Genomic DNA, 23902 nt, shown 5'->3' with positions numbered 1-23902 from the left:
GTCAACCAGTCCTTTCATCGTGAACGCGCAAGATTCGCCAGCAGAAATAGAGGGCGAGGCCGGTTGCAGGTGCACCCAGCAAGGTGGCAGCGACGCCGAGCGGTGCGACGTTGCCGGCGTGGTAGAGCGGCCCCAACAGCGCGAGGATGATGGCGGACTTGACCACGAACACCCCGGTGCACAGTTGATAGCGTTGCTGCTGGCAACGGTTCTTTCGCCAAGCGAGGCGTTCGCCGAGTGCGACTCCGACGACGATCCCGATCAGCGGGAATCGAACCAGCATGGATAGCAGGAACGCCGTGCCCATCGCCGCGGCCCGCACGAGATCCGGTAGGTAGAAGTTCGCCCCTTGCCCGGTTGTCCCGGCCAGAAGCGCTGAAAACCCAACCACACCAAGGGCTACGCCTGCCTGCCAGTACTTCCCGTCGGTCCGCACCCGCAGTACCGCGAGCACCAGCACACCGCCAACGGCCACCGCCGCCGACACCAGTACGTCGTCCGTCAGCAGGTAGACGACGAAGAACAGCGCCCGGGACACCACGGCTTCGATGACCGTCCGCCATCCACCCATCGCGCCGAAGAGTGAGAGCGATTTGCTCGTCACCATGGCGAAACTCATGCGCGCGGCTCCAGAGCCGGAGCGTTGATCCGCCGTACGGCGTCCTCGAACTCACTGATCGCGGTCAGCAGTTCGCTCCTCCCCTGCGCCACTTCGACCAAGGCGTCACGAAGGAGGTGTGCGTCCTGCATTGCCAGATTGCCGCCGAACCCCGGGGCCGCGTGGATCGCGTCGCCGATGACTGTCACCTGACTGCTCGGCCACGCCGGCACCGGCGGGATCATGCCGATCCGAAGCGCGACCGTGACGTCAGGCCAGGCGCAATCGACGACAGCCCGCAACGTCGCGGGGAGGTCTGCCGCAATCTCTTGTGTACGGCGCCAGATCGCGGCCGGCGTCGTGGCGACGCCGAGCCGGTCTTGGGTGACTGGCACCGCCCACATCAGGAAGTCTTCTGCGTCATCGATTGCGCTGGATCGCAGGTCAGGCAACCACCTATCACGGGCGGCGCGCGGCGACTTTTGGAATCGCAGCGCTCCCATCGCCATCATCGTGGTGCCGATCTGAGCGCTGGCTGGGTTGTCGCCGATCAAGTCAGGTAGACCTGTATCCGCCACATCCCGCAGCGGTGACGCACCCATCAGCATGCGCTTGCCTGTGTCGTACACCTGGACCTGCGGCAGGTACTGCCACCGCACACCGGAACCGATCCCGTCCGCACCGACCAGGACATCCGCCGTGTCCGTGCTGCCGTCGGCGAACCACGCCTGCACAGTCCCATCGGGCCGCTGCTCAAAATGCGTGAACTTCGCCCCGAACCGCACGACGTCCTCAAGACCCGCCAGCAACACGACACGCAGCAACCGCCGGCTGACCTGACGACCCGGCCGCACGCGGCCCGCCGTACCGTCGAGCACTCGGTTGCCCACGACAACGAGCTCGCCATCCACTTCACTCAGGGCCAACGCCTGTCCGCGGGGTGCGCCCATGGTGGCCTCCGCCATGGCGAGGTGAGCCGGCGGCAGGCAGGCGCGCAGCGCCGCGGCTCCCCGGTCGTCGAAATGGAGGCTGACACCCTGCGGACGCCCGTCTGCTCCATCGCGCTCGTACACGGCCACGTCGATCCCGGCCCGGCGTAAACCCTGAGCCAGGGTCAGCCCGCCGAGCCCCGCTCCCACCACCATCACCCGCATCCCGACACCCTTTCTTCATCACTGATGGAGAAACCGTAGCGGGCGAATCGCCGAAACTCCACCAAGCGATGAAGAATCTTGGGGTACGCTCAGGGTCATGACGGAGCCGACCCCTTCCGGCCGCCCCGGCCGCTGGCGTTCCGGAGCGGAGAGCAAACAGCGGATCCTCGACACCGCCCGCACCCAGTTCCTCCGCCACGGCTACGCCGGCACCACCGTCCGCGCCGTCGCCGCCGAGGCAGGCGTCGACCCGGCGATGGTCTTCTACTTCTTCGGCACCAAACAGGGCCTCTTCGGCGCCGCCGTCGACATGTCCGCCGCCGTCCCCCCAGCGATCGAATCGATCTTCACCGAAGGCCTCGACGGCATCGGCGAACGCATCGTCCGAACCCTCATCACCAACGTCGACAACTCCGACCGCACCCCCCTAGGCCTACTGACCCGCTTCGGCCCACCCGCCGACCAGTCCGAGTCACTAGTGCGCGAGTACATCGACCGCGAAATCACCAGTCGCCTGGCCGACCTGATCGACACACCAGACGCCCAAGCCCGAGCCGGCATGGTGAACGTCCAGATCCTCGGCCTCACCGTGTCGAGATACATCGTCAAACTCGAACCCATCGCCTCCGCCACCGTCGACGACCTAGCGGCCTGGTTCGGCCCAATCATCAACCGCTGCCTCACCGACTAAATCCCTCGTACGGCGGCGCACCCTTCCCCGCGTGCTACGCAGTCACTCCTACGTCGCGCCAGCTACGCGCGCACCCGCCCACCCTTCTCCCTCCTGCGGGCTACCGCCCGCGCCCGACTACCCGTGGCCGGCGTCGCGTCTGCCCACAACCGCGATCGCGCCAACCGCGTCGAAGCCGCGGCCCTCGCCGTACCGGCGGTAAGTGCCCTCGGCAACCAGATCGATGTCAAAAGCTGCAATCTCGCCTTGAAGTGGATCGGCTTCGTGTTCAGGTGGTCTCCGGCCCGCTACGGTCGAACTTCTGCCAGCTATCCGAACTGGAGTTCCTGAGTGAAGATCGTCAGAGCCATCGCCATGGCGGCCGCAATCGGCTCCGTTGCCGCCCTCAGTACGATCCCCGCCAACGCCGCGACCGGCTACAACCGCTGCCCGGCCAACCGCTTCTGCGCCTTCACCGGCCCGAACGGGTCGGGGGTCATCGCGATCTACAGCAAGAGTGACGCGAACCTCGCCGACCGCATCGGCCCGCGCGGGATGAACAACAACGTCGAAAGCGCCTGGAACCGCCAGAAGTGGGAGTGGGCGTTGATGAACGACGCGAACTACCGCGGTACCGGGGTCGTCTACAAGGCAGGCATCAAGGGCAACGTCCCGAAGAACCTGCTGAACAAGGCCTCCTCGGTCTGGTTCGTCCGCGGCTGACTCGGTGGGTCTGTCAGAGCTAACGCTGCTGGAGTAGGACGAATTCGCCGGCGAACGGGGTGATGACCACGACTGCGATGACGTACAACCACCAGGCCCAGCGGAAGCTGCTGATGCGGCCGAGGATGGCGGCCGCTGGAGCCGCGATCATCGCGCTGCCGACGCAGTAGGCGGACGAGACCTCCATGTCGTCGACCAGGAAGTACAGGGCGAAGAAGAGAACCACGACGGTGGCATAGGCGAGTCCGAAACCGCGGCCGAACGGATTGGTCGGTGTGTAGAGCTTCCAACCGGGTGGCGGCGGCCCCCAGCGCGGGTCCGGTTGCCAGCCTGGACCCGGCTCCCACTGCGGGTCCGGGGGCGGAGGCCAGTTCGGTGGTGGGTTGAATCTCTTGATTGCCATGGTGATCCCCTCCTCGCGATTCACGGTAGGACGGGATCGGCGCGGTCGGCCTGCGCTGGCACCAAGCGGTCAGCGGCTTGGCTACGAGAGGATTGGGACTGGGCGGGTGCCCAGGTTGTGGACCGAGGTGGTCAGGAGGTGGTTGCCTCGGGCATCGATGATGCAGCGGGCCGGGTCCTTGGTTCCGCTCGCGACGGCGAAGACTCTGACCTCGAGATCCTCGACGAGCGCTCCTGGCACCTGGTCGAGGTACTTGGCGGCCGCCAGCTGGCACTCGGGGTCGGTCGCACGGCGCGTGCTGCCGGTGCCGACGTACTCGCCGCTGTGTAAGGCGGAGCAGGGCACGTTCTTGGTGACCCGTCGGTCGACGCAACGTCGCCAGGCTGCGCTGGTCGGGCCCTGCAGCGCATCGCGTGCCGATCCGCTGACGTCCCGGCCGGCGTCGACCGAGCACCGTCCGGCGGACAACTGCGCGACCTTCGCGACCGTGATGTCCAGGCCGACCTGGCCGCCGAGGAAGTCGATCACGACGGCGTAATCGCAGGTCGCCGCCTGCGGGATCTCTTCGTATCGGTGCGGCTCGCGGCAGTCGATCGCCGTACGACGTGAGGTCCAACAGCCCGGCTCTGCAGCAGGCGAGGACACCGGCGTACTCGAAGAGGTCGGCGGCGGGGTGCTCGACGTACTGACGGTCACGGTAGGGAGCTCGGCCGTGGCCGGATCATTGGGGAGCACCCACTTGATCAGGCCGACGACCAGCGCGACCAGTCCCGCGATCTCACCGATCACCACCAGCGTCGTGATGACCGGGTGGTCCTTGAAGCGATGAAGATGCCGGAACAGCGTGGCGGACCGGTTGCCCGGAGGTGGCTGCACCTCCGGGCCGTCCGGGTCGGTCAAGACAGGACCATGTTCATCAGCACCGCCTCGACGGCGCCGCTGGATCCGCACGCCGCAGTGTTCTTCAGCGAAACGATGATCTTCAGCGCGTTGACCTTCGGTACCGGCAGGTCGATGGCGGCGATCTGGTTGAGCTTCACACTCTTCTGATCCCGGTACTGGCCGTTGGTGTCGATCCGGACCACCAACTCAAGGTCGGAGCTCTCCGACGAATTGCTCTGGCCGAACTCCAGCTTCAACCGGCCGAAGTTGTTCGCCAATCGCAGTTCCAGCGTCTCGTCGTACCCGCAAGCGGACAGGGTGCCGCCGATACCGGTCGCCTGTTTGCGGTCGGCAACGTCGTACCGGCCGTCCTTCCAGCCGTCGGGATACTTGAAGATATTGCTCAGCACCAACGGTCGCCCGGCGACATCCGCGGCCAGCGCGACCGGCGTCGCCGAGTCGGTCGGTTCGCTCGAGTCGTCGCTCACCACCGGCGTCGACGGTGCCTCGGTCGGCGGCGACGACGGCGACGGCGCCTCGACCGTTGTCGTCACGGTGACGGTGGCCGTTGGTTGACCACTGCCTTCAGCTGCTCCCCCGCATCCGGCGGCCAGCAGCAGCGCTCCGGCCAACAGACCCACCCCGAATGTTCGGTTCCCACCCCTGGTTCCCCACATCTGCGCGATGCTACGCAGCTACTGTGCGTGAGTCTATGGATCGATCATTTGAACCTTGCGTAGTCACCGATTTGTCATCGTGTACCCCGCAGCGACTAGGTGATGACCCTGATCGGTACTGCAGAAGCGGTACGGCGGGTGCAGCCGCCGAGGCGACGCGGTGGGCGGGTGGTCGCGGGGAGGCTGGTGCCACACCACAGCGACAGGAGAACCCACCATGAGCACCTCGCTCGACACCCGACTGACCAAGACCCTCGGCTGGCTGAGCCGGCACAACGTCGACATCCTGCGGGTCAGCCTCGGGCTGATCTTCTTCGGCTTCGGCGTCCTCAAGTTCTTTCCCGGGGCGAGCCCGGCGGAGGCGCTGGTGGCACGGACCGTCGACGCGCTCACCTTCGGCGTCGTCGAAGGGCGCAACGCCGTACTGATGACGGCCGCGTTGGAGTGCTTCATCGGGCTCACCCTGATCACGGGCCGGCTGCTCCGGACCGGGCTGCTCGTGCTCGCGGTGTCGCTCGGCGGAATCATGGCGCCGCTGGTGTTGTTCTTCAGCGACCTGTTCCCCGGCGGGACTCCGACGATCGAGGGGCAGTACGTCCTGAAGGACATCGTGCTCGCAGCCGCCGCCCTGGTGATCGCCTGCAGCGCCTTCAACCGATCCCAGTACGACGGGCAGCCGACCCGATCCGATCTGATCAAAGCTGCGTGACCGTAGGAGGGCTTGCGACCCACGCAGTCGTGGGTCGCAAGCTTTAGTCTCGGAAAGCCTCGTAGTTCCCGCATTCTGCGGTGAGCTCGGCTGTCGCTTGTACGGCGGCGAAGAAGTCGTCGGCCAACGGCGAAGTCCGCGACGCCGCCATCGCCACGAGCACCTGGCCGGGCGCCAGATCGGGGACGGGCACGTAGCTGATGTCCGGACGTGAATAGAACAAGGTCTCCGAGCGCCCCACGAATGAGATGCCACGGCCGGCCGCGACGTGCTCGAGCTTCTCGTCCACCCCGCGCACCCGGAGCCCGGAGTCGGGATGCGGGCGCCTGGTGGGCTGGGTGCTCGCGTCGGCATGCCAGACCAGCGGTTCACCGGCCAGGTCGGCCTGGGTCACCTCCTCCTTGCCTGCCAATCGGTGGCCGACGGGCAACGCGACCAGAAGCGGCTCGGTGTACAGCGGGCTCAGGCGCAGGCCGGTCTCGTCGATGGGCAGCCGCACATAGCCGACGTCGACGCGGCCGTCGAGCAGCATCAGTGCCTGGTCGTCCCACTCCATTCGCTGTACGTCGACAACCACGTCCGGGTGCTGGGCCTCGAACTCCCGCATCGCCGGGATGACCGGGATGCCGGCCCGGAAGCCGACCACCAAACGCTGGCTGCCGCGAGCGGCCACGGACAGGCGACGCCGTACTGCGTGCGCGGAGGCGAGCAGTGGGCCGGCGTCGTCCAGCAGTTGCCGGCCTGCGTCGGTCAGGGCTACGCCATGGCTGTCTCTGGTGAAGAGCGTGGCGCCGAGATCCTTCTCCAATGCGCGGATCTGCCGGCTGAGCGCCGGCTGCGCGATGTGCAGCTCGTCGGCGGCGCGGCCGAAGTGCAGCCGATTGGCGACAGTGACGAAGTAGCGCACCTTGCGCAGGTCGAGATCCATGAAGCCTCCCCGTCCGGCGATGCCTCCAAGGTATCACCACGGCTGAAAAGGGTCTTGGACATCAACTTCACGCCGATGGCATCGTTTATTGAGCAGAGTGAATTCTGCCTTGTCAATGCAACGGAGTGATCGTGGGAAAGCTCGACGGAAAAATCGCGGTGATCACCGGCGGATCGACCGGTATGGCGCTGGCCGGCGCCAAACTGTTTGTCGAAGAAGGCGCGCACGTGTTTATCCAGGCTCGGCGACAAGAGGCACTGGACGACGCCGTCAAACTGATCGGCCGCAACGTGACCGCCGTTCAGGGTGATGCGGCCGACCTCGACGACCTGGACCGTTTGTACGACGTCGTCCGGCGGGAAGCGGGTTCGATCGACGTGCTGTGGGCCAGCGCCGGCATGGGCGAACCCGCCGTACTCGGCGATATCACCGAGGAGCAGTTCCACCGCGCCTTCTGGCTCAACGCGCGCGGCACCCTGTTCACCGTGCAGAAGGCATTGCCGCTGCTCAACGACAACGGCTCGATCCTGATGACCGGATCGAACGCCTCCCTCGGCGCCTTCCCCGGCTGGAGCCTCTATGCGGGAAGCAAGGCCGTCCAGCAAGCCTGGGCCCGCGTCTGGCTCAACGAACTGCGCGATCGCAACATCCGGGTCAACGTCCTGACTCCTGGCCAGGTCGCCACCGCCAAACAGGAAGAGCTGTTCGACGAGGCCACCAAGGCCGTCTTCGAGTCCCTCATCCCGCGCGGAGCGATGGGCCGCCCTGAAGAGATCGCCACCGTGGCTCTGTTCCTCGCGTCCGACGACTCCAGTTACGTCAACGGCCTGGAACTGGTCGCCGACGGCGGCACCACTGCCATCTAGTTGGAAGAGAGCACCTCATGAGCAGCATCACCCTCATCGGCACCGGGAACATGGCCCGCGCCATCGGCACACTCGCGGTCGCGGGCGGCAACACCGTCGAGGTCGTGGGACGCGATCAGTCCAAGGCCGATGCCCTGGCCGGGGCTCTGGGCAACGGCGCGACGGCGGGCAAGTGGGGCGCCGTACCGGCCGGGGACATCGTCATCACAGCCCTCTTGTACGCCGGTGTCGTGCCGGTCGTCGCCGAGTACGGAGACGCCCTCGCGGGCAAGGTCATCGTCGATATCAGCAACCCGTTCAATGCCACCTTCGACGGATTGGCCCACAGCGAGCAGACCTCGATCGCGCAGGAAGCCGCCAAGGTCGCCCCCGCCGACGCCAGCGTGGTGAAAGCCTTCAACACCATCTTCCGAAATGTCCTGGAGAAGGGCCGGCCCAACGTATTTCTCGCCGGTGACGATCCCCGGGCCAAGGCGCGCGTAGCGGCATTCGTCGAAAGTCTCGGCCTGCGCCCGCTAGACGTCGGCGACCTGAAAATGGCGCATTGGCTGGAAGGAATGGGCCTAATCACCATGGGCCTCGCCGGCAACGGAGTCGGCCATTGGGACTTCGCTCTCGGCGTCAACGAATTCACCGGCTGAACCCCGATCTCGAAAGGAGCAAGTAGCATGCGCGTTTTCGTCACCGGCGGGACCGGCCATTCCGGTTCGTACATCGTCCCGGAGCTAGTCGCCGCCGGCCACGAGGTCACCGGCCTGGCCCGGTCGGACACAGCTGCGGCAGCACTGTCCGCACTCGGCGCAAAGGTGCGTCGCGGCGACCTCGAGGATCTCGACGGCCTCAAGGAGGCAGCCGCAGACTCCGACGGCGTCATCCACGTCGCGCACCGGCAAGACCTGCTCCCGTCCGGCGGTATGGACGCCGTAGCCGGCGCGGAGCTCCCGATCATGCACGCGTACGGCGAGGCTCTCGCCGGAACCGGGAAGCCGCTGGTCGTGGCGGGCAGTATCGGCTCACCAGGCCAGTTGGGCCGACCGGCCACCGAGCAGGACCCGGCCCTCCCCGTCGGCGATGAACACAAAGGCACCCTCCGAGCCCGCAACATCGTCGAAACCGCCGTCATCGACCTAGCCGACCAAGGAGTGCGCTCATCGGTCGTGCGGATCGCCAACATCGCACACAGCACCACCGATCGCTCAGGCTTCCTCCCCACGCTCATCGCACTCGCCAAGCAGAAGGGCTTCGCCGGCTACCCCGGAGACGGCGAGAACCTGTGGAACGCCGTACACATCCGCGATGTCGCAACCCTGTTCCGCCTGGCTCTAGAGAGGGGCCCAGCCGGCACCTACTGGCACGCCGTCAACGACGAGGGCATCCCCCTCCACAAGCTCACCAAGGCCATCGGCAACCGCCTAGGCGTCCCCACCGTGAGCATCCCCTTGGACGAACTGATGCTGCCGGGCTACTTCGGATTCCTGGCGAACATAGTCACGCAGACCTACCCCGCGTCCAACCACCTCACCCGCCAAACCCTCAACTGGCAACCCGCTCACCCCACCCTGCTCGCCGACCTGGACAACGGTCACTACTTCCCCGGCCCCTGACGGCCGGCGGGCACGATGAGCACCAGGCGGGCGTTGTCGGGGCATGAGGATCGGACTCATCTCGGACACTGAAGGAAACGCGCGGGCGCTGGCGGCGGACGAACTCGGCTGGCTGCGGTCGTTGCCCGAGGAGTTCGTGCTCACCGACGGCGTGTACGTGTGCCACGGCATGCCGGGCAATCCGTGGAACACCTTCTGGCCCGCACACCCGACGTACGACGGCAATCTGACTGCTGCCGAGCGTGATGCCTCGCTCCGCATGCTCACCAAGGCCAACGCCTCGGTGGTCCTGTGCGGTCACGCGCCCGAGCCAGCCGAGTACCACGACCTACTGCCCGACGGGCGACCGCTGCACATCGTCCGAGCCGGACCGCGAAGCGACACCGCGGTGGACTACGCGATCCTGACCGACCGTCAGCGGTGGGAGGTGAGCTGGCACACCACCGGAATCGGGGCATGAACTACCGTCGGGCGCCAGGGTGGCGTGGCCAGATTCGACGGCAGCACCCGGCGCTGAATTCGAGGATGGCAGCCTCTCGCCACGCCGATTGGGCGTGGTGGCGGGACATGGCTCTCAGTACTCTCCGGCTATGTCGGTCGGCGGAAGAAGTGAGATGCGATGAGTGCTGTTTACGGCTGGTTCAACGGAATGCAGCCCGCCGTCGCTGCTGCACTGGTCTCACTGGTCGTTGCGCTGGTGACCACGATCGCGACTGTGCTGATCGCTCCGTCGGTCAAGTACGCGTTCGATCGCCGATTGGAGAATCGGAAGCTGGATCTGGCGTACCGGTTCGAGCAGCGAAAGGCCCTCAAGGACCACATCGGCCGGCACAAGGGAGCGTTCCTGGAGTCGGCCGAGGCCTTGAGCGGGCGGATGCAGAACTTCCATGTCAACGAGCAGCGGGGTTGGCTCGAGATGAAAGGGAAGTACGTCGGCGAGCTCGCGTACTACCCGAAGACCTTTGCCTATCGTCTCCTCCTCGCGCTCGGGACCGGGCGGGTGCTGGAGCGGGAGGCGCTTTTCATCGACGCGAGTGTTGCGAGTGACGACGACTTCAACTTCCTGAAGGCCGTCAAGCTCAATGCGCTGGTCTGGCGAATGGCTTCGCTGTTCGATCAGGTGCCTTACAACAACGAGGAAGCAAAGGATCACTTCTTCAAGGACTCACTCGCCTCCATGGCCGACTCCTTCTTCGAGGACGGCAAGGTGCTCAGCCTTCGGCAGTTCACGACGGCGATCGACCACCAGGAGCACCCGTACGTCGATGTCTTCCGGTTCTTCGATGGTATGCAGGCAAAGGATGGCCGCCTCCGCTACCAGCGACTGGTCTGTGCGCACCTGGTGCTGATGGCGACACTCAACAGCTTCGGATACGACTTTCAGCGAACCGAGCAAGGAAAGCTGCGAGAGGTGGCGACGCTCCTCAGCGCGCCGGGCGTCCGCGCCAATCTCACCCAGCTGATCCAGCGGATGAAGCTCGAGGGTGATGCGAGCTTCGCGCAACTGATCGACATCCTGGCCGAGCCGGCCCGGTGAAACGGGATCTACCACTCGGCACGGTACGGAGACGGCACCTGGAGTGGGTGGGGGAAGATCGGCGACGTCAGCTGGAACCAGGCCACCCTCCTCTACAACCGCGCCCCGAACGGCTCATGGACGGGTTGGGCGCGACTACCTGGGTACGGCGGGGCCTCGTGGTTCGCCGCGGGCCAGATTTCGATCGCAGGTCTGGCCGACGGCAGCTCCCAGGTCGTCGCCACCGACCCGAACTCGGGCGAGGTCTACCACAGTCAGCGGAACCCCAACGGAACCTGGACCCCCTGGACGCCCTTGAACTTCAAGGCCGACCGAATCTCGATCACCAAAGGGTGGGACCGAAGCACTCAGATCGTTGCCTCCGCGCGGACCGGTCACCAGCTGCACCACGAGATCCGGTACGCCGATGGGTCGGCAACCGGATTCACCCTCATGCCCGGGGCGCTCGCGGCAAGGGACGTGGCGATCGCCGGTCTCGGTGACGGCTCGGTGCACGTGATGGCGTCGGAATACGCCGAGGGATAACTCGCAACACCGCCGTACGGCGTCGGTCCGTGGGGTCGCCGGACCGACGCTTTCTCGTGGGTGGTTAGCCCAGGGCTGCGCCTAGGACCACCAGTACGGCTACGACGAGGACTACGGCCATCAGGCCTACGAAGAAGCCGAGGCCTTTTCGCTTCACCTTGCTGTGGCCGATGCTTCCGGTGGTGAACTGGTGGTACGGCGACGCGTAGAAGACCGGGACCGCCTGGTTCGGCTGCACAGTGCAGTCGAGGGCGGCTTGACCGAAGCGGCGCATCCACTGGGAGTGAACGTCGATGTGCAGTGGGCCGGCGAAGACCGGGATGGCGTTCTCGCCGTACTTCACGCGCACCGGGTGGCCGTTCAGGTGGACGGTCGGCGGGATCATGCTGCTGGTCATGACGCTGCCCTGGATGGTCAGGTGCAGCATTCCCATCGGAGGCTGCGGCGGCTGTTGCTGGTAGCTCATGCCGCCCAACGATAGAGCGTCACCCGCGGAGCAGTTCGGCGACCAGGTCGGTGATCGGTTCGTCGTGGGCTTTGGCGGCTATTGCTTCGGCTGCGGGGCCTAGTGCGGCACGGGCGGTCTGTTCGACGGCGTCTCTGGATTCGATTTCGTCGGAGATCAGTAGTGGAGTGCCGGCCCTGACCCGTTGGGCCTCGGCCGCTGTCACCAATCGCAAGGCCTGCTGGTGGTTGCCCAGCGCAAGCTCGCAGGCGGCGAGGTGATCGAAGCAGTCCCACATGACGTCGGTCAGGTCGACCTCGCGGTAGATCCGCAGGGCCTCCAGGGATCGCTCTCGCGAGGCGGCCAGGTCTCCCATCTGCAGGTAGAGCTGGCCCAGGTTACTGAGAGTGCCGGCCAGGCCGCGCTGTTCGTCAGCGCTGCGCCAGAGCTCGCAGGCGTCGATATATGCCTGCTCCGCCTCGGCGGTCCGGCCGAGCCGGTGGAGCACTCCGCCCGTGACATTGAGCGCGGTACCGAGCAGCCTGGCGTTTCCGGTCGGCTCGGCGAGAGTGATGGCCTCCTGCCCTTGCTGGGCTGCGATGTCCAGGTCGCCCAGGGTCAGGTTGGTGAAGCAGAGTCCGATCAGCGCGGAGATGATGCCGGGCAGGTCGTCGAGGTGTCGGTAGATGCGGAGTGCCTCGTCGCCGAGCAGGCGGGCGCCGGCCGGGTCTCCGTTGTTGCGGGTGAGCGAGGCCGCGGCCCGGAGCGCAGCGGCTCGGGTCTCGGTCGGCGACCCGTCCTCGGCATCGAGGGCTCGGCGCAGCCAGTCGCGGCTTTCGGCGATCAGGCCGTGGCCCATCCAGTACCAACCTGTGGGCGCCGCGATCTCAAGGACGCGACCAGCCTCGCCCGGAGTACGCAAGGCCCATTCAATGGCCGATCGCAGGTTGCCTGCTTCGCTGTTCAGCTCGGCGACCACCAGCTCGTGGTCGGGGCCGCCGTCGCGGAAGGTCCGCGCGGCGAGCTCGGCGCACCAGGTCGCGTGTCGACCGCGAACCGCGGATTCGTTGCCGGTGGCATGCAACTGCTCTAGGGCGTAATCCCGGATGCTCTGCAACAGAACGAAGCGGTCACCGGACTCGATCGTGACCAGGCTCCGCTCGCAGAGGTCGGCCAGAATCGCCTTCAGGTCCACGGGATCCGGATCGCCGTACACGACCTGTTCGGCGGCGTCGAGGGTGAAACCGCCGACGAAGACGGCGACGCGGTACAGGACTTCGCGACCGATCGGATCGAGGAGCGAGCTGCTCCAGTCGATCGCCCGACGCAGGCTGGTATGGCGTCGACCGGCCGAGCGCATGCCGCCGACAAGCAACCGCAGCCGGTCCTCGATCCGCAGCGCCAACTGCTCGACGGTCATCGTCCGCGTCAGACCGGCCGCGAGCTCGATAGCCAGCGGCAGCCGGTCGACGGCAGTGCAGATCTCGTCGATCAGCTGTGTCTGGCTGTCGGGTGGCAGCCGACTGCGCTCCCGGAACAGGCGAGCGGCGGCCTCGCGGTCGAGGGGTCCGATGGGGTGCACTTGCTCGCCGACGACCCGAACCGGCTGCTGGGACGTCACCAGGATCGAGACCTCTTGATCGCCGAACCCGGACAGCAGTGTCCCGACAGGCTCGACCAGGTGCTCGGCGTTGTCGAGGACCAGCAGACCGCCGGCGAGCTTCTCGATACAACGCGACAACAACCCGTCCGCGCCGGCGTCGACCCCTGTCAGTGAGGCGAGGCTGGGCAATATCGCGTCTGGCGTGGTGATCGCGGTGAGATCCAGCCAGTACGCCGCTCTGCCCGACCCACTGACAGCCGCCGAAACCTCCTTGGCCAGCCGCGTCTTCCCCACCCCGGGACCACCGGTCAGCGTGATCACGACAGGTCCGCTCAGCCGATCCAGCAGGACCGCGAGATCGCCGTCCCGCCCAACCATCGACATACCAGCCCGCGAAGCGCCAGCCATCAATGGTGCGGCCGCCGGCGTTGCGGGCGTCGGTGCCCCGGGCGTCGGTGTTGCGGCGCGATGGGCACCGGCCCGTACGGCGACTGCTGGCGGCTGGACAGGTGGTAACAGCGAGGGATCCTGGCGCAGGAGTTTCAGCTCGAGGTCGATGGTTTCGCGGGACGGGTCGATGCCGAGCTGGTCGGCCAGAGCAGTCCGCAGAGTCGCGATCCGAGTCAGCGCCTCGGCCTGCCGACCAGCCCGGTACAGCGCGATCACGGCCAACCCGACCAGGCGTTCGTTCAGCGGATTCTGCCGTGCGAGCTGGTCAGCCTCGGTGACCACGACGGCGCCACGGGCCAGCTCGGCTTCGAGCCGGTTCGTCTGCAGATCGATGAACAGGTCGTCCAGGCGCGCCGCCTCGACGGCGCCGAAGGGCGTGTCGCGCAGATCGGCCAGAGCCGGACCACGCCACAGCGCGAGCGCATCGGCCGCCGCGGTACTCACCGCACCGTAATCCTGGTCCCGACGCGCAGCCTCCACCGAAGGCAGCAACTGCTCGACCTTGATCAGATCAGCCGGTCCGCTGCCGGTGAGGGCGTAGCCGTTCTCGGTGCGGTGCACGAGCCTCGCGTAGTCGCCGAGCGAGCGCCGCAGCCGATGCGCCAGGACCCGCAGTCGCTCCCGCGGCTTCTCGACCTCGCCCCACACCGCCCCGGCCAGTACCTCATCCGGCACCCCATGACCGCGGGCCATCGCAAGTCGCACCAACAGCGCTCGCTGCAACGGCCGGTCGACGCGGACCTGCGTGCCGCGCACGCGAAGCAGGGTCGGGCCGAGGATGAGCACCTCGAACGTGCCGTCCACAGCTGACCCCATGCGCGTCCTCCCCCAGAGCCCCATGCGCACCCCCAAATCTACCAACGCCCTCCAGGCCGGTTAGCCCGAGCCGCGGTCACCGGCCTCGCCATCCACCCCAGCCACCGCGTCGCCCAACCGCGAGCCTGCCATCACCTTGAGCACCCACCGACCATCCGACCCCCACCGAAGCGGTTGAACCGTGCTCAAAGTCGCCCCGGCCAGCGCACCTTGAGCACCCCTCAACCACCTTCCGATCGCGCAAATGGCTGACCCGTGCACAACGTCGTACCGGCTCATGGGTGAGAGGCCTTGACAACCACCGCAACCATTTCCGCGCCGGCGGGCCGCGCGACGCCGGCGTCCGCGCGAGCTGAACACCCCTCACCACCGCGGTCAGCACCATCTTCCCAGCCCTCATCCTCCAGCGGTTATGGGGGCCCAGGGCAATCAGCTTGTGAGATCACCGTAGGTTTTTCCAGTTTCACTTGACCTGCGTCCGCGTCTCCCCCAAGGGTTGTTGACGTCCGATCGGGCTGGGACGTGCTTCCGCACTTCCGGCAGTCCGCGGCCACTTTCCCTTGCCCTACTCATGTTTCGACGCCCCCTGCGAACCGGAGTACACCTATGCGCATGACCGATATCCAGCGTTGCGAGATTCTCCCCGGCCACCTGGTGGAGTGGACTGTTCACCCGATGGCCATCGAGGCCGCGGCGGCGCTGCCGGAGGACTCGCGTCCGCCGAGCTATGTCCAGGAGTCCCACGTGCAGACCGCGCGGTCGGTGCGCGACGGCGGTCTGTTCGTACCGACCTGGCTGGGCACGGCCTTCGATATCCCGGGCCCGATCAACCTCGACGTACTCGAAGAAGCTCTTCGTCTTTGGACGCTGCGGCACGAGACGATGCGCAGCGGCTTCCGCGCCGTCGACGGGCAGATGCAGCGGTTCACGTTGGAGGCCGACTCCCTGGTACTGCATCGTGAAGACGCCGGCAACTTCCCCGACGCCGAGGTACTGACGCAGTACCTGCAAGACAGGTTCGACGTAGCGGCGGACGCGCTGAGCTGGCCGAACTTCATCTACACAGCGGTCGTCCGAGACGACAGCACGAGCGTCTACCTCGCCTTCGATCACAGCAACGTCGACGCGTACTCGATCTACCGCATCCCCACCGAGATCCACGAACTCTACGCAGCCGGCCTCGAAGGACGAACGGAGAACGCCGTACCGGTCGCCAGCTACGTCGACTTCAGCGCCGCCGAACGCACGAAGGCTGATGAGATCGACGCGAACCACCCGATCGTCGATCGCTGGCGCGAGTTCGTCGCGAACTGCGACGGCAAACTCCCGAACTTCCCTCTCGACCTCGGCCTGGACCCCGAAGGCCCACTGCCGACCCAGAAGTTCCTGCACGAGATGCTGGTGAACGACGCCGATGCGGCCGCATTCGAGAAACACTGCCGCCCGTACGGCGGGAGCCTGGTCGGCGTGCTCGCAGCCACCGCCCTCATCGTCCGCGAGCTGACCGGCCAAGAGGTCTATCGCACCGTCGCCCCGTTCCACACGCGAGTCAAGTCGGAGTTGTCCGAATCGGTCGGCTGGTACGTCGGTGGTGCGCCGCTCGAGATTCCGGTGTCCGAGGCAACGGATTTCGACACCGCGCTCGACTCGGTCCGCACCGAACTCCGCAAGAACCGGCCGATGTCGCGAGTACCTGTCGCCCGCATCCTCCAGCTCCTCGGCACCGACTTCCGCCCCACGTCTCCCGACCTCTACTCGATCGTCTCGTTCGCCGACGGCCGCGGTGTCGCGGGGTCCGAGCGGTGGCAGGAACTGAAGGCCTACGGCCTGATCCGGGTCTCGTACGGCGATCAGGTGTGCGTGTGGATCAGCCGAGTCCACGAGGGCCTGCAGTTCGCCTGCCGGTACCCCGACACGGACGCGGCGTACAAGAGCATGCGCCTGTACGTCGAACGGCTCCGCGACGTGATGATCACCGCAGGGAACTGAGCTCTCGCCTTCTGGGTGAATCGATGGAAAGGTAGCTCCTGCAGGTTCCCGCCCCAACCTGAGGAGTGCCCGATGCGACGAGTTCTTGCGGTCGTGCTCAGCTTGGCTGTCTTCTTTCCACTGCCGGTGCAGGCCGCGACAACGGCTGCCGTGTTCCCTTCGGTGATCATCGGGGAGAACTTCCCGGATCCGGACGTCTTCCAGCAGAACGGGACTTGGTACGCGTACGCGACGAACGGCAGTCGCGGCCACGTCCCAGTGGCCACGGCACCGAGTGCGCGAGGTCCGTGGACCGTTCGCGGCAACGCGATGCCGGGCGGACCGTCCAGCGCCTGGGCCCAGCCGGGCCGGACCTGGGCCCCGGACGTCCATCCGAACCCGGACGGCAGCTACACCCTCACCTACACCGCCTGGCACAAAGCATCCGGTCGCGAATGCATCGGTGCCGCGACGGCGTCCTCTCCGCTCGGCCCGTTCACGCCGGTCGGCGACCAGCCGCTGATCTGCCCGCTCGACCTCGGCGGCGCGATCGACGCGAACACCTTCGTCGACACGAACGGTTCCCGCTACCTGGTCTGGAAGAACGACGGCAATGCCGTCTCAAAGCCGTCGACACTCTGGCTGACCCGTACGACGAACAACGGCACGAAGCTCTCCGGCGGGAACACCGCGCTCCTGACGTCCACCGGGATCATCGAGGCGCCCGACCTGGTTCAGCGCGGTAGCCGGTACGTGCTGTTCTTCTCCGGCGGCAGCTACACGGGCTGCAACTACCTGACGTCGTACGCAACCGCGACCAGTCTGACTGGCCCGTGGACCACGGCGTCCCGACCACTGATGACCACGGCAACGTTCGACGACCACGTCTGCGGCCCCGGCGGCGCAGACTTCGTGCAGGACAAGGTGTTCCTGCACGGCTGGGTAAATGGCGCTCGACAGGTGTACGTCGCCGACCTCGGCTGGGCGAACGACTATCCGGTCGTCCGCGGCAGCCGCGTCCGGTACGAGGCGGAAAGCGGTACCCGCAACCATTGCGACGTACGGTCGAACGCCGCCGGCGCATCGGGTGGCAAGGTCGTCGCCCACATCGACTTCGCCGACTCCTGGACACAGAACTCGGTCTTCGCACCCGTGGCAGGCAGCTACACCGTGCACGTCGCCTACGCCAACGGCTCGGCGACGACCGCCACTCACGGACTAGTTGTCAACGGCACCAACCAGGGCCAAGTCAGCTACCCGGTCACCGGCTGGGACAACTGGAAACAGTCCTCAGCACCCGTAACCCTAAAAGCCGGCTGGAACACCATCCGTCTGACCAAAGGCACCGCCTTCACCGAAGTCGACTACCTCGAAGTTCAGTGAGAAGCCCAGGTGGTCAACCGATTCGCCAACTCAGCCACGTGATCGAGCAGCTCAGCGGGCTGCTCGATCACGAACGGCCGGTCCAGACCGGCAAGTAGTGCGGGTACCCAGTCGAGCCGTTCTGCCCGGAGCTCGACTCGCACCTCGTCTGCGTCCAGCGGGGTCACGACGGCCAGGCCGAGCGGGATCCGCCGCCGTACCTGGTCCTCGGTGCCCTGCACTCGGACCGAGACGGCGTAGGTCCATGGGGTCTTCGCCAAGGACTCCAGGACCGCGCGGGCCGGATCGCCCGGAACCTGCTCAGTGGTTGCTGCCAGCAACGATGCCTCGGCGATCCGGTCCAGGCGGAAGGTGCGGTCGGGGGTGGCGACGTACCAGCGGCCGGCGTGACCGACAACGCCGTACGGCGCGATGGTCCGTCTGGTGAGTTGTCCGCGGCGATCGGTGTAAGTGATCTCGAGCGCCCGTTGATCCCGTGCCGCCTCGGCGATCGTGAGCAGCACACCGGTGTCGGTGGGCTCGGCTGATCGCTGGGGAGCGGTGAAGGACGCGGTGGTGAGCAGCGCGCCGAGGCGGTCCGCGATGCGTACCGGGAGCACTCGGCGGAGTTTGGACAGCGCGCTGTCCGATGCGGTGGACTCCGGTACCAGTCCGGCCCGGCCGCCGACCACGAGGCCGATCGCGACGGCGACCGCTTCATCGTCGGTCAGCATCAGCGGCGGCATCCGGAACCCCGGTTCGAGCCGATAGCCGCCGTACCGGCCTCGGACCGAGCGGACCGGGATGTCCAGGTCGGCCAGGTGCTCGGCATACCGCCGTACCGTGCGCTCGTCGACGCCCAGTCGGTCGGCCAGGTCCGCGACGCGACGGGTGCCACCGCCCTGCAGGAGTTCCAGCAGCGCAAGCACGCGAGATGTCGGCCTCGTCATGATTTTCAGAATACCGGGCGGATGCTGTCCGGTATTCGAGCTACCGTCGCAAGCATGACAACTTTTGCTTCGGTCCGCATCGTCACGCAGGACGTCGACCGGCTGACCGCCTTCTACGAACAGGTCACCGGGCTGACCGCGAGCCGACCGGCCCCGGTGTTCGCGGAGTTCCGGACGACCGCGGGCACCCTCGCGATCTCGAGCAGCCAACTGACAGATCAGCTGTACGGCGCGGACGTCGTTCGCCCGGCTGCCAACCACTCGGCGTTCCTGGAGTTCCAGGTGCCGGACGTCGACGCCGAGTTCGCCCGGCTGCACGACCTGGAGTTCGTCCAGCCGCCGACCACGATGCCGTGGGGCAATCGGTCGGTGCTACTTCGCGACCCGGATGGCAACCTGGTCAACCTGTTCACACCACCCGCCAACTGAGTCAGGATGCGGGCGATGTCACAGGTCGGCGGGGGCGGGGTGTCTGGATTTGGTGACCTCAAAGGAGAACAACATGTCGACAATTCCTGCCGCGCGCTGGGTGCTCGTCCGATTGAGCCTGCTCGTGCTGGCGGCGTTCGAACTCACCCTCGGGGTGTGGACGACCTTCTTCCCCGAGAACTTCTACAACGAAGTTCCAACGGTCGACTGGACGCCGCCGTACAGCGAGCATCTCTTCCGCGACTTCGGCGGCGCCACCCTCGGGCTCGGCGTCATGCTCGCGGCCGCGACCATCTGGATGGAGCGCAGGCTGGTCCTCGTCGCACTGGTCGCCTACCTGGCCTTCGCCGTACCGCACAGTCTCTTCCACCTGGAACACCTGCACGGCGACTCGGTCACCTGGTCGAGGGTCCTGGAGGGCTACTCCTACGTGAGCGTCATCTGGCCGCTCGCCGTGCTGGCCCTGGCCTGGAAACCGTCTGTCACATCCCGGCGCCCGTCTGACCGTACGCCTTAGCAGTCCAGTTGAGGTCCCCGAGGGAGCCGCCCTTGATGTCGCTGCCATCCCAGTCCTTGGCGCTGGCATCGAAGTACACGGAGACCTCCCCGGTCTGCGTGATCCCGAGCAGCGCCCGCCCGCTGAGGTGGGTCTCGCAGACGCCGGTGGAGAGGCTGGTGAACGAGCCCCAACCGGTCGACCGCAATACCGACGAGGGGATGCTCGTGGGCGGGGCGATAGTCGCCTTGATCCGCCACTCCTTCAGTTCCCCGTTGGTCTTGGTGCCGATCAACACATGCACCGGTACGGCGTCGGTTCCGCCCGTGCGCTCGTAAACCAGCGTCTTGACCGTGTCCCACGCCGTACCGGGCACCTTCACCCGACTAGTCAGCCCCTCCGAGGTCAACGTGTACCGATAGAGCGCGGTGCCTTTCACCTGATAGAGGTAGGGATACGCATAGGCGATGATCCGCGTGCCGGCGAACCCACCAGTCAGCCGCTTGGCCGTGTTCTTGGTCATCCGCCACACATGGTCGTCACCCCGCTCGGCTGCGCGATCCAACTCATACACATAGCCGTCAGTCGGATGTACGGCAAACTCCAGCCGATTGAAGCTGTCGCCGCCCCCACCCCACCGGTTCCCCAGCGTGACCGACGTCGGCACCCAAGGCAACCTGTCCCCCTCGATCGCCAACACCTGAGCCGGCGAGTCATGGTTCCGCTCATACCGATACCCAAGCCGCTGCCCATCAGACCGATAAGCCGCCGTAGCAACCGCACAGTCATCGGGCACGTCACCCACAGCGGCCCCAGACGACGAACTCAGAACAACAAGCCCAGTCGCGGCGACGACGAACGCCACCGCGACAGACAAGATGGTTTTACGCAAGACACAAGTCCTTCTCTAGTAATCAGCTTGACCGCCGACCCTAGAAAGCACCCCCACCGTCCCGCTGCCCGTACCGCGCCCGTACCTACTCGCGGCGAGCCTGGAGGACGACCGCGATGAGGAGTACGGCTGCGCCGACGAGGCTGAGGGGCGTCAGGTGCTCGTTGAACGCCAGTACGCCGATCAGTGCGGCCAGGAGGGGTTCGACGAGCGCGACGACGGCCGCGGTCGACGCACGGATCGCCTTGAGACCTAGATAGAACGTCGTGTAGGCGAGCGCGGTTGGGACGAGGCCGAAATAGGCGATCAACGGCCAACTGGACGATGACGGAGTGATTCCTGCTGTTATTGCCAAGGGCAACAGGATGAGGGCGCCGGCGGTGAAACCGAGCATGGCGCTGGTGACTGGGTCTTGCTGGTTGCGGTTGAGCAGGGTGCTGAGCGCGTAACCGGCTCCTGACACGAGCGAGAAGGCGATGCCCGGGATCGACGCGCTGCCGGATCCTCCATTCCCCCAGACGAGAAGGGCGAGGCCGAGTACTGCGAGTAGTAAGGCGCCGGTGATGCGCTCGCGAGCGCCCAAGGCGATGAAGAGTGGGCCTACGCCGAGCGAGACGACGGTAGCGACGGCGATGCCTACGCGTGGGATGGCGGCGAAGTAGCCGAGTTGGCAAACGGCGAGGCCGACGCCGCTGAGGAGGTAACGCAGCGGGGCGGCCGTGAAGTGGTGGCCTATTCGGTTGCGCCCGAGTAGGCGGCAGGCTGCGGCCAGCCAGACGGCGCCGCCGAGTAGGCGCCAGAAAGAGATTGCTGTCGAGTTCAGGCCACTGTGCTGGAAGAGCAGGGCGCCGGTGGGGCCGCCGGTACCCCAGGCGATTCCGGCCACAGCGACGTACAGGAGACCGCGCGCCGAGGACGGCGCGAGACGGTGGTGCATCAGACACTCCAGGGTGTTCGCACGAAGAGATTGGGGCGTCTGCGAACAGCCCAAAGAAGCCCGGGTCATCACCCGGGCGCGCTCAGGAACGCCGTCCGCTAAGCGGCGGCGGGCGGAGTGATGATGCGATGCATGTCGGCGACCTTAGCAATCGCCCGACCCGACTGCCGAACCGTTTTCAGGGCTCGCGCGAGCGCCAGGTGAGGAGGGGTTGGTTGGCGCGTTGGAAGAGGCGTTCGGGGAGGAGGCGGGTGGCTGTGTTGCGGAGGGGGACGGTTAGGCGGCCGGAGGCTTGGGCGAAGGTGGCGAAGGTGGACGCGCGGCGGGCTATGGCTTGGGTTCGGGGGCGTCGGTAGTGGTTGTAGCGGTGGAGGCCTTGGGGGATGTCGTTGGCGACGGCATCGGCTAGGTCTACTGCGTCTTCCAGGGCGGTGGCGGCACCTTGGCCTAGGTCGGGGGTCATGGCGTGGGCGGCGTCTCCTAGTAGGGCTGCGCGGCCGTTGACGTAGGTGCGTAGGGCGGGGAGGCGGTAGATGTCGTGGTGGAGGATTTCGGGGTTCTCGACGGAGTTGAGGATGGTGGGGATGGGGGTGTGCCAGTGGGCGAAGCGGCGGTGGAGTTCGGCTTGGTTGTCGGGGTATTCCACGCCTGGTGGGGTTTTGGCTGTTAGGTAGGCGTAGATGGACTCGTCGGCTAGGCGGAAGAGGCCTACTCGTTCGCCTCGGCCCCAGGATTCGGTGACGTCGGAGTCGAGGTCCAGGGGTGGGGCGATGAGGCGCCAGGTGCTGTAGCCGGCGTACACGGGTGGTTTGGCGTTTGGCCAGAGGAAAGCGCGGACTGTGCTGTGGAGGCCGTCAGCGCCTATTAAGAGATCGGCTGAGGTTTGTACGCCGTTGTGGGTGACGAGCACCTGGTTGCCGACGGACTCGACTGCGGTGACTGTGGTGTTCAGGGCGATTGCTTCGGTGGGGACGGCTTTGCGGAGGATGTCCAGGAGGTGGGGGCGGCGGAGCATGAGGGTGTTGCCGTAGGGGGTTTGGAGGTTTGAGCGGAAGAGCCAGCGGCCTTGGTGGTCGCGGAAGCCGCCTGGGCCTTCTACGGCGCTGAAGGCGCGGACCTGATCGCCTACGCCTAGTAGGTCTAGGGCTCGGGTTGCGTTGGGCCAGAGGGAGATGCCGGCGCCTACCTCGCGGAGGGCTGGGGCGCGTTCCAGGACTTTGATGGTCCAGCCGCGTCGGTGTAGGGCGATCGCAGCGGCTAGGCCGCCGATGCCCGCGCCAACTATGACCGCAGTTCGTTCTGCCAAGTCTTGATCGTAGGCGGGCGGCGGGTCCAGGTTGCCCAGCGCCAGAGCCATTCGAGGGGGCCCTGGGTGAAGTGGCGGAGCCAGAGGGTGGAGAGCAGGCATTGGGTGGTGAGGATTGCGGCGGCGATCAGTACGACGTCGGTCGTCGTGATCGCGTCAAGCTCGAAGACCGCCACGATCGCCCGGACCAGGGCGGTTGCCGAGATGTAGTTGGTGAGGGCCATTCGGCCGAGTGGGGTGAAGATCGTCTGCAAGACACCACGGAGGCGAGTCCTCAAGAGCAAGAGCAGAATGCAGATGTAGAAGGCTGCGACGAGTAGACCGCCGGTGGCCAACGCCAGCGCGAAAGCCCGATCCCCAGGCTGGACGGTCGTCTGCCACAGCAGGACTGGTACGGCGACCACAGCGAGCCCGAGGGTGGTGATCCAGCCGGGCTTGGGTAGGCGGTCGATGACGTTGTAGCGGACCAAGGCCGAGCCGGTGAGGAACAGGCCGGCGGTGAGGGTGAAGCGGCCGTCGCCAGTGGCTAACGCGACCAGAAGGAACACCGGCCCCAAGGTCGCGACAGCGAACCGTGGTAGCCAGGTTGACGGCAGCAGGATCAGCAGGCCGACCAGGGCGTAGGTGGAGAGGATGTCGCCCCACCACAGCAGCAGGAAGTGGGCGGCGCCGATCGCCAGTAAGCAGAGCAGGCGGCGCAGGAGCAGGACACGCGGGCGCTCGACACGAGCCGAGGCGGAGCGGAGCAAGAGCGAGAAGCCGATGCCGAACAGGAGCGCGAAGATCGGCATGAACCGCTGCTCGACAAGCAGACCGAGCCAGGTGGAGCCGTCGACGCCGGTGGAGGCTGCCGTCGTGCGGCCGCCGGAGATCGGCTGGACGTTGGCGAGCAGGATCCCGCACAGCGCGAAGCCGCGGATGACGTCGAGCTCCGGGATCCGCGGCTGTCCTGATGAGGTGGGCATGAGGTCA

At 66.5% G+C, this 23902-nt stretch carries 26 protein-coding genes; 13 read left to right on the top strand and 13 right to left on the bottom strand.

All coding sequences use genetic code 11. From position 1 onward, the window contains the following. Nucleotide 1: 1 nt before the first annotated feature. On the bottom strand, nt 2-619 hold the full coding sequence (locus ACFTSF_RS06835) for a DUF3159 domain-containing protein (RefSeq protein WP_380152884.1): 618 nt from the start codon (nt 617-619) through the stop codon (nt 2-4). Continuing rightward, nucleotides 616-1752, bottom strand: coding sequence for an FAD-dependent oxidoreductase (locus ACFTSF_RS06830; RefSeq protein WP_380152883.1), 1137 nt, complete (start codon nt 1750-1752; stop codon nt 616-618). Before ACFTSF_RS06830 ends, ACFTSF_RS06835 begins: the two co-directional genes overlap by 4 nt. A gap of 97 nt (nt 1753-1849) precedes the next feature. Here ACFTSF_RS06830 and ACFTSF_RS06825 point away from each other — a divergent pair, with 97 nt between their 5' ends. Both ACFTSF_RS06825 and ACFTSF_RS06820 read left to right on the top strand, forming a co-directional pair. Beyond that, nucleotides 1850-2443, top strand: a complete 594-nt coding sequence (locus tag ACFTSF_RS06825) for a TetR family transcriptional regulator (protein ID WP_380152882.1) — start codon at nt 1850-1852, stop codon at nt 2441-2443. 330 nt (nt 2444-2773) lie between these two features. Then, nucleotides 2774-3145, top strand: a complete 372-nt coding sequence (locus tag ACFTSF_RS06820) for a peptidase inhibitor family I36 protein (protein ID WP_380152881.1) — start codon at nt 2774-2776, stop codon at nt 3143-3145. Nucleotides 3146-3164: 19 nt separating this feature from the next. Here the strand turns inward: ACFTSF_RS06820 and ACFTSF_RS06815 are convergent, their stop codons facing one another. From ACFTSF_RS06815 to ACFTSF_RS06805, 3 genes are all read right to left on the bottom strand, one after another. Continuing rightward, nucleotides 3165-3548 (bottom strand): hypothetical protein, encoded by a 384-nt coding sequence (locus tag ACFTSF_RS06815; RefSeq protein ID WP_380152880.1) that lies wholly within the window; start codon nt 3546-3548, stop codon nt 3165-3167. Nucleotides 3549-3629: 81 nt separating this feature from the next. Next, a complete protein-coding gene (locus ACFTSF_RS06810; RefSeq protein ID WP_380152879.1) occupies nt 3630-4448 on the bottom strand; it encodes a hypothetical protein in 819 nt (272 codons plus the stop codon). Continuing rightward, nucleotides 4445-5107, bottom strand: coding sequence for a hypothetical protein (locus ACFTSF_RS06805; RefSeq protein ID WP_380152878.1), 663 nt, complete (start codon nt 5105-5107; stop codon nt 4445-4447). The genes ACFTSF_RS06810 and ACFTSF_RS06805 overlap by 4 nt, the downstream gene beginning before the upstream one ends. Nucleotides 5108-5324: 217 nt before the next feature. Here ACFTSF_RS06805 and ACFTSF_RS06800 point away from each other — a divergent pair, with 217 nt between their 5' ends. Beyond that, nucleotides 5325-5816, top strand: coding sequence for a DoxX family protein (locus ACFTSF_RS06800; RefSeq protein ID WP_380152877.1), 492 nt, complete (start codon nt 5325-5327; stop codon nt 5814-5816). Between the two features lie 43 nt (nt 5817-5859). On the opposite strand, the gene ACFTSF_RS06795 is transcribed toward ACFTSF_RS06800, so the two are convergent. After that, complete coding sequence (locus tag ACFTSF_RS06795) at nt 5860-6744, bottom strand: LysR family transcriptional regulator (protein ID WP_380152876.1); 885 nt, start codon at nt 6742-6744, stop codon at nt 5860-5862. Between the two features lie 131 nt (nt 6745-6875). Here ACFTSF_RS06795 and ACFTSF_RS06790 point away from each other — a divergent pair, with 131 nt between their 5' ends. The 6 genes from ACFTSF_RS06790 (at nt 6876) to ACFTSF_RS06765 (ending at nt 11276) form a co-directional block, all read left to right on the top strand. Beyond that, the gene (locus ACFTSF_RS06790) at nt 6876-7610 is read left to right on the top strand and encodes an SDR family NAD(P)-dependent oxidoreductase (protein ID WP_380152875.1); all 735 of its coding nucleotides are present in this window, start codon (nt 6876-6878) and stop codon (nt 7608-7610) included. Between the two features lie 17 nt (nt 7611-7627). Then, nucleotides 7628-8251 carry an NADPH-dependent F420 reductase gene (locus ACFTSF_RS06785; RefSeq protein WP_380152874.1) on the top strand — a complete coding sequence of 208 codons (624 nt, stop codon included), beginning with the start codon at nt 7628-7630 and terminating at the stop codon, nt 8249-8251. Nucleotides 8252-8278: 27 nt separating this feature from the next. Next, on the top strand, nt 8279-9214 hold the full coding sequence (locus ACFTSF_RS06780; RefSeq protein WP_380152873.1) for an SDR family oxidoreductase: 936 nt from the start codon (nt 8279-8281) through the stop codon (nt 9212-9214). Between the two features lie 43 nt (nt 9215-9257). Next, the gene (locus tag ACFTSF_RS06775; protein WP_380152872.1) at nt 9258-9674 is read left to right on the top strand and encodes a hypothetical protein; all 417 of its coding nucleotides are present in this window, start codon (nt 9258-9260) and stop codon (nt 9672-9674) included. Nucleotides 9675-9833: 159 nt separating this feature from the next. Further along, a complete protein-coding gene (locus ACFTSF_RS06770; protein ID WP_380152870.1) occupies nt 9834-10751 on the top strand; it encodes a hypothetical protein in 918 nt (305 codons plus the stop codon). Between the two features lie 294 nt (nt 10752-11045). Next, nucleotides 11046-11276: a hypothetical protein gene (locus tag ACFTSF_RS06765; protein ID WP_380152869.1), complete on the top strand. Its 231-nt coding sequence runs from the start codon at nt 11046-11048 to the stop codon at nt 11274-11276. Between the two features lie 64 nt (nt 11277-11340). Here ACFTSF_RS06765 and ACFTSF_RS06760 read toward each other — a convergent pair whose 3' ends face one another. Together ACFTSF_RS06760 and ACFTSF_RS06755 are read right to left on the bottom strand one after the other, a co-directional pair. Continuing rightward, nucleotides 11341-11742 carry a hypothetical protein gene (locus ACFTSF_RS06760; protein WP_380152868.1) on the bottom strand — a complete coding sequence of 134 codons (402 nt, stop codon included), beginning with the start codon at nt 11740-11742 and terminating at the stop codon, nt 11341-11343. A 19-nt stretch (nt 11743-11761) separates the two neighbouring features. After that, entirely contained in the window at nt 11762-14590 is a 2829-nt protein-coding gene (locus ACFTSF_RS06755; protein WP_380152867.1) for a BTAD domain-containing putative transcriptional regulator, read from the bottom strand. 612 nt (nt 14591-15202) lie between these two features. Here ACFTSF_RS06755 and ACFTSF_RS06750 point away from each other — a divergent pair. Then, nucleotides 15203-16579 (top strand): condensation domain-containing protein, encoded by a 1377-nt coding sequence (locus tag ACFTSF_RS06750; protein ID WP_380152866.1) that lies wholly within the window; start codon nt 15203-15205, stop codon nt 16577-16579. Nucleotides 16580-16651: 72 nt separating this feature from the next. Then, a complete protein-coding gene (locus tag ACFTSF_RS06745; RefSeq protein ID WP_380152865.1) occupies nt 16652-17941 on the top strand; it encodes a family 43 glycosylhydrolase in 1290 nt (429 codons plus the stop codon). Here ACFTSF_RS06745 and ACFTSF_RS06740 read toward each other — a convergent pair. Beyond that, entirely contained in the window at nt 17935-18870 is a 936-nt protein-coding gene (locus ACFTSF_RS06740; RefSeq protein WP_380152864.1) for a helix-turn-helix transcriptional regulator, read from the bottom strand. The two genes, ACFTSF_RS06745 and ACFTSF_RS06740, sit on opposite strands and share 7 nt — an antisense overlap. Nucleotides 18871-18924: 54 nt before the next feature. Here ACFTSF_RS06740 and ACFTSF_RS06735 point away from each other — a divergent pair, with 54 nt between their 5' ends. After that, a complete protein-coding gene (locus tag ACFTSF_RS06735) occupies nt 18925-19299 on the top strand; it encodes a VOC family protein (protein ID WP_380152863.1) in 375 nt (124 codons plus the stop codon). A 73-nt stretch (nt 19300-19372) separates the two neighbouring features. Further along, the gene (locus tag ACFTSF_RS06730) at nt 19373-19816 is read left to right on the top strand and encodes a hypothetical protein (RefSeq protein ID WP_380152862.1); all 444 of its coding nucleotides are present in this window, start codon (nt 19373-19375) and stop codon (nt 19814-19816) included. Here ACFTSF_RS06730 and ACFTSF_RS06725 read toward each other — a convergent pair. From ACFTSF_RS06725 to ACFTSF_RS06710, 4 genes are all read right to left on the bottom strand, one after another. After that, complete coding sequence (locus tag ACFTSF_RS06725; protein WP_380152861.1) at nt 19782-20687, bottom strand: hypothetical protein; 906 nt, start codon at nt 20685-20687, stop codon at nt 19782-19784. The two genes, ACFTSF_RS06730 and ACFTSF_RS06725, sit on opposite strands and share 35 nt — an antisense overlap. Before the next feature lie 85 nt (nt 20688-20772). Beyond that, nucleotides 20773-21624 (bottom strand): DMT family transporter, encoded by an 852-nt coding sequence (locus ACFTSF_RS06720; RefSeq protein WP_380152860.1) that lies wholly within the window; start codon nt 21622-21624, stop codon nt 20773-20775. Between the two features lie 178 nt (nt 21625-21802). Further along, nucleotides 21803-22930, bottom strand: a complete 1128-nt coding sequence (locus ACFTSF_RS06715; RefSeq protein ID WP_380152859.1) for an FAD-dependent monooxygenase — start codon at nt 22928-22930, stop codon at nt 21803-21805. After that, on the bottom strand, nt 22906-23895 hold the full coding sequence (locus tag ACFTSF_RS06710; protein ID WP_380152858.1) for a DUF418 domain-containing protein: 990 nt from the start codon (nt 23893-23895) through the stop codon (nt 22906-22908). Before ACFTSF_RS06710 ends, ACFTSF_RS06715 begins: the two co-directional genes overlap by 25 nt. Nucleotides 23896-23902 lie beyond the last annotated feature (7 nt).

Source organism: Kribbella sp. NPDC056951 (genome assembly GCF_042674205.1).
Lineage (GTDB): Bacteria > Actinomycetota > Actinomycetes > Propionibacteriales > Kribbellaceae > Kribbella > Kribbella yunnanensis.
The sequence above is the reverse complement of the archived record's forward strand: the minus strand, read 5'-3'. Positions and strand labels throughout refer to the sequence as shown.